4 protein-coding genes are annotated in these 6,000 nt (G+C 36.6%); 2 read left to right on the top strand and 2 right to left on the bottom strand.

Annotation, left to right across the window (positions count from 1 at the left end):
• The first annotated feature begins 147 nt into the window (after nt 1–147).
• Nucleotides 148–1,368, top strand: a complete 1,221-nt coding sequence (locus FFM80_RS12785; protein WP_137641152.1) for a BREX-1 system adenine-specific DNA-methyltransferase PglX — start codon at nt 148–150, stop codon at nt 1,366–1,368.
• Between the two features lie 57 nt (nt 1,369–1,425).
• Here the strand turns inward: FFM80_RS12785 and FFM80_RS12780 are convergent, their stop codons facing one another.
• On the bottom strand, nt 1,426–2,514 hold the full coding sequence (locus tag FFM80_RS12780) for a tyrosine-type recombinase/integrase (RefSeq protein ID WP_137641151.1): 1,089 nt from the start codon (nt 2,512–2,514) through the stop codon (nt 1,426–1,428).
• Nucleotides 2,515–2,570: 56 nt separating this feature from the next.
• On the bottom strand, nt 2,571–3,290 hold the full coding sequence (locus FFM80_RS12775; RefSeq protein WP_137641150.1) for a hypothetical protein: 720 nt from the start codon (nt 3,288–3,290) through the stop codon (nt 2,571–2,573).
• Between the two features lie 154 nt (nt 3,291–3,444).
• On the opposite strand from FFM80_RS12775, the gene pglZ reads away from it, so the two are divergent.
• On the top strand, nt 3,445–5,973 hold the full coding sequence (gene pglZ, locus FFM80_RS12770) for a BREX-1 system phosphatase PglZ type A (RefSeq protein ID WP_137641149.1): 2,529 nt from the start codon (nt 3,445–3,447) through the stop codon (nt 5,971–5,973).
• Nucleotides 5,974–6,000 lie beyond the last annotated feature (27 nt).

Here is a 6,000-nt window from a genome sequence, read left to right as displayed (position 1 = left end):
TTTTCACCGCATTTATCATGATACGAATGATCATGCATATAACCCGGTAAAATATTTAGTTTTAAAACAGGCTCTAGAAATCCTAATTATTACTTTCGTGAAGCGATAACTTGGTCAGATATTACGAGTGGCGAATTTGGGGCAAGATTGATTAGTACTGGATCAATTCCTGAAACAACCGGAATGTCAGCATTTTATAAAAATACAGATTTATATTATCTTCTTTCAATATTAAATTCTAAAGTTGCAGGATATATTTTTAACATCTTAAATCCAACTATTCATTTAAAAACCGGAAACTTTGTCAATTTTCCAGTTTTAAAACAATCTACACTTAACACTCACTTATCTAAAAAATGTTTAAAAATTTCTGAGATAGATTGGAATTCTTTTGAAACTTCTTGGGACTTTATTCGTCACCCACTACTAACTCACATCGCTGACGATAAGCAAAATATGGTCGACGGTAAATTAAAGAATGCTTTTGAATTATGGGAGACTGAGGCTAAGGACCGTTTTAATCAGTTGAAAATTAATGAAGAAGAACTAAATCGAATTTTTATTGACTTGTATGGCCTAAACGCTGAATTGACGCCAGAAGTAGCTAATAAAGACGTTTCTGTACGATTGGCAGATGAAGAACGGGATATTAAATCATTCCTGTCATATTTCATAGGAGTTGTTTTCGGTCGATATTCGTTAGATGTCGGAGGCTTAGCTTTTGCTGGGGGTAAATGGAATGATGCAAATTACGAATCTTTTGTGCCAAACGAGGACAACTTGCTTCTTCTTAATGATGCGGACTATTTTGGGGATTCACGAGATATTATGAATCGTTTACGTGCATTCTTAACCGTTGTCTTAGGTGCTGAGACGGTTGATGAGAATTTGAGTTACATTGCTTCTGTGGTTGGCAAAAAGGCTGATTCCGATGAAACTGCGATTCGTCGTTACTTTGTTGAAGATTTTTTCAAAGATCATAAGAAGATTTATCAAAAACGACCGATTTATTGGGAATTCAATAGTGGTAAGCAGAATGGATTTAAAGCACTGATGTATTTACATCGGTATAATTCAGATGAGCTTGCGATGGTACGAACAAATTATTTGCATCCGTTACAAGGTAAGTACGAACTGCGAATTGACCAACTGACACAATTAGCCAGTAATGAGACCGTGACGAGTCAAAAGAAACGCTATGAAAAGGAACTTAAACATTTAGAACAACAATTAACCGAAATTAAAAAATACGATCCATTGATTCAGCATATTGCTAACCAAAAAATTGAACTTGATTTAGACGATGGTGTGATTGTAAATTACGATAAATTACAAGATAGTACAACAATTTTATCTAAGCTAAAATAGCCATAAAAAGGTCTCTCAAATTGTTGAGAGGCCTTTTTGTGCCAAGTGATGTGCCAACTATTTTGATGTATTTTCTAAGATGGAAATAATTTTATCTTGGTCTTGCGATTCTAGTTCTTTGATGATGTGCAGATAGGTTGATTGCGTTGTTGTGATGTTACTATGTCCCAGCCTTCGAGAGACAGAAAGCACGCTAACCCCTTTGTATAAAAGAATTGAGGCGTGGGTATGGCGGAGACCATGAAAGGTTATTCTTGGGATTTTTAGAATGTTAAGTTTGTTAGTTAAGATCTTGTTGATTTCAGCACTGACCAGTACGTGGCCTTTAGAATCCATAAAAAGTGGTTGATTAGTACTTAGTGAATGAATTTTAATAAAGTTTTTTAATTTTGAGACAGTATGGCTATCAACCGTGATTTCACGCACTGAAGAAGGTGTCTTAGTCTTCATGAATCCGGTTTTATACTTGTAATCCCAGGCTTTATCGACATTGAGTGTGTGCATTTCTAAGTTAATATCATTGATTGTCAGGCCAACAATCTCGCCGTAACGCATCCCAGTAACTGCGGCCAAGTAAATAATCATTTCACCTATTTGGGTAGTATCCAAGTTTAACAATAGTTTTATCCAGTCAGCATAGTTTAAGGCTCTTGCGATTTTGGGTCTTTCTGTTCCGGTAATCACAGCTTTTCGAGTAGGATCAGTTGTGATGATTTTCTCGTCAAGTGCTTCTAAAAGGCAAGCGCGAAGCTGTTTGTGAAAACAGGAAACTGTACGTCTAGCATGGCTTTTCGCGAATTGGTTTAATCGTTCTTGGTAAATAAACTTTGTTAAATCTTTTAGTTTAAGATTTCCAAACAGTTCTGCAGCATGTTTAGCAGTGTTCTCATATTTATTATACGTGATTGGTGTGACGGCATTTTGTTTATATACTTTAATCCACCGTTTGTAATATGAAACAATAGACTCATTACCTGACTTCACAGTTGTCAAATTTGGATGTTCAGTTTGTATCTTACTAGCTGCTAAAATAGCTTCTGACTTCAGTAGGAATCCTGATTTACGAAGCTTTCTGTATCTACCGTCTCGATCCTTATAAGAAATTTCATATTGCCAAGCATTACCACGTTTTCGATAACTAACCATAAATATTTTTCCTCCACTATTCATTTGTTGGCACAAGTTTGTCACAGATAGTCTTATTAGCCAATGGGAGAACGACAATATGATAGGTTATCGTCAGCGATGTGAGTTAGTAGTGGGTGACGAATAAAGTCCCAAGAAGTTTCAAAAGAATCCCAGTCTTGTCTGGATAATTGAATACAGCTATCGATTTTTCTTTTTAAATGCTTATTACTAAATAAATCAATATCGATTGGAAATGCATTGAAATTGCCAATTTCTAAATGGATAGTTGGATTAAGCATTTTTAATAAATAATCTCCAACTGGTGAGTTCATTAATCCAAGAATCAGTAATAAATCAATATGAGAAGTCGAAAACGCAGACATTCCAACATTATTGTGGATACTGCCTGAACTTCGATAACGCATACTAAAACCGCCACTCGTAATATCTGACCAAGTTATCGCTTCACGAAAGTAATAATTGGAATTTTGCGGGCGAGAACGGACCTTTCCTTTTGAATCTGTAAAGTTTCGAATTTCCTGACCATCATTTTCCCAATTTACAACATAATCATAGTTACCATACCATTTTCGATAAGCGCCACCTTTATTACAAGGAAACCACTTTTTATGGGACATAACAGAATTTGGAATAGAAGTTGCATGAAAATTAACCTTACTCGTTGAAACTTCATACCATAATCTCAGGAATTGATTGTTATTACCAGTTTGTAGCCCTACTTTGGCGTCAACTAAATCATCTATCCGAGTTCCAACTTCAAAATCATGTAGCAAGTTTTCACTAGCCCAATAAGCAATCGGTATTCCCGGAATCTTAGCAAAGTTCGCTTGGTTAGTTCGATAAATTTCACAAATTCTACTGCAGTTGATAACAGTTTACGTTATGATTAAGCTATATCATAAAATGGAATGAAAAGGGTGTAGCACCATGGCAGACGTCAACATCGAACAAATAATCACCACACTTAAGCAGCGGTTTACTGAACAGCATCAGTTTATTTTCTGGTTTGATGAGACCGGTGATTTTACGGATAGCATTACGGAGATTAGGTCAGCATTAGCTGATATTGCAGAAGTTGTGGTGATGGCACCTGGTCAACAACTGGCTACTAAGCATTACTTGCTAAGTTTGCCGCCACAGACGAAGGCGTTAGTTTATTCACCAACAGTTGAACCCACATTGGAAGAAGATCATTTACGCAATATTGTCTTATATTCTGGAACGTTTACGGCGGACTCTAAGGAGATATTAAGAAAAGACCTGGGACTACCAGTGACGTTTAAACCATTTATTAAGCAATATGCTAGCTTTTTTGCTAGTAGTCAGCGGAGAAAAGTCTTTGCGCGTTACAATGTTGCCAGCTATACGGTGAAACCAGAATTAGCTATTATGGCTGCTTTGGTGCCATTAAATCAACCAAATGTTGACTTCTTTGACTTACTACAGACGTTATTACTTAAAGGTGTTCAAGATAATTCAGTATTAGCATTGTTTGAACGTTTTGGAGTTTTACGGGCATTTTGGCAAGAAGTTGCGGATCGCTTTGGATATATAGCAACAGATCCACGGCTTGATGAGTTAGTGGCAGACTTGTATGTGACCATGACGTATCAGCAAATGGAGAAGACAGTTCCAGTCGCAGCTAAGCAATATGATTTAAGCGACCATGCGGCGAATGTTCAAACCTTTATTCAACAGTTTGGTAATCGTAATAATATGAGTAAAAGTGAAGCTAACTTTGATAGTATTGCTATGTTAGTTTGGCAGAAGGTTAACGGTGATCGGCTTTTTAGGGATACAAAAATGGACGACATTGCTAAATCTGACATGTTTCCGCGATTCGATCAACGCATTTTATTATGGATTCAAGAACGTTTACGGTTAGAGGACGTAGACAGTCGATTAAATGACTTGACTGTTGTTGAGATAACACGTAGTCGCTTAAACACTCATTTTGGTAGTCAGCTGCGTTTTTCACGTTTATATCGGATGATGCGTCATGCTTGGAACATTGTGCGACATGCGCATTGGCAGGCTAACAATAAGTTTCCGGAAATGATTGATGATTATGTGACCAAGGATTATCGTTTGGATACGAGTTATCGAAAGTTTACGTATTATTACCAACAAGCGGGGTTACCCGAGGATTTTGGTCAGGCTAAAGAACTGATTGAATCTATTTATGTCAACAATTATTTGGATCGCTCTATTTATGCTTGGAACGAACAGCTTGATATAAAAAAAATTGAGCCGCATCATTTGCAGCGGGATTTTTATCGATTTCATGTAGCGCCAGAAAAGAATCGAGTGGTTGTCATTATCTCTGATGCTTTTCGTTTTGAGGCAGCTAAGGAATTAGAAAAAAGATTAAGTCGAGAGGATCAGATTACTTCGTTAACGATGGACTATCTAGTAACGGGATTACCATCAGTAACCTATATGGGGATGTCCATGTTATTACCTAATCATCAAATGAGTTTAGAAAATAAAGAATTATTAGTCGATGATCAACCAACCGCTAATAGGCAACAGCGACAAATGATTTTACAAAATCGAAATTCAGAAAGCGCGGCTTACAGCTTAGATGAATTAAAGGGTGCCGCTTCAAAAGATATACGAGCTAAGTTTATTGGTAAAGAGGTTGTCTATATTTATCATAACCAAATAGATGCAATTGGTGATAATAAAAAAACAGAAGATGATGTTTTCAAAGCAACTACTGAAGCAATTAATGAGATTCAGCAATTGATTAGTCGGTTACGTACACAAGGAATTTCCAATATCTATGTAACGGCTGATCATGGATATATCTATCGCGATGATCATTTGAAACCAACGGATAAAATTGATGTTGCGACTACGGAAACGGATGTTAAATCACAACGTTATCTGATAACATCGAGAAAGTTCACTCTACCGGGTGTGACTAGTCAACGTTTAGGCGATATTCTAGTTAATGATGATAGTCGCTATGTTTACTATCCAAAAACGGCAAATGTTTTTAAGTCAGCCGGCTCGTTCAATTATGTTCATGGAGGTTCTTCATTACAGGAAATGTTGGTGCCATTACTTGAAGTGAAGACAACGTCAAGTCGGTCTGTTGCTCGTGATGTAACGTTGGAACTTTTCAGTATGAATCGGCAAATTACATCACTAACGGTGCCATTAGTTTTGCGGCAGTCGTTACCGATTAGTTCAACGGTCATTCCAGCTGAGTTTAATCTATATTTTGTTGATGAACAAGGCCAACAAATCTCAGGACAACAGACTGTTAATGCTAATAGTCGTTCGGCAGATGTCAAGGAACGAATGCAGCAAGTCCAACTAGTTTTAGCTGACCACAATTACGATAGGACGAAGACTTACCGATTGATTATTGAAAATTTAACTAGTGGTGAGAAAACTGAAGTTCCTTTCGGCATGGATATCGCGAATTTAAATGATTTTAATTTTTAACTCTGTTAATATTTATAAAAATAATAA

The organism is Lactiplantibacillus dongliensis, from assembly GCF_005405105.1.
GTDB lineage: Bacteria > Bacillota > Bacilli > Lactobacillales > Lactobacillaceae > Lactiplantibacillus > Lactiplantibacillus dongliensis.
This window is presented reverse-complemented; position numbering and strand designations above follow the sequence as displayed.

Bases quoted from the DNA above. Each gene is read 5' to 3' on its own strand.
- FFM80_RS12780 (WP_137641151.1), bottom strand. From the start codon at position 2,514: ATGGTTAGTTATCGAAAACGTGGTAATGCTTGGCAATATGAAATTTCT.
- pglZ (WP_137641149.1), top strand. From the start codon at position 3,445: ATGGCAGACGTCAACATCGAACAAATAATCACCACACTTAAGCAGCGG.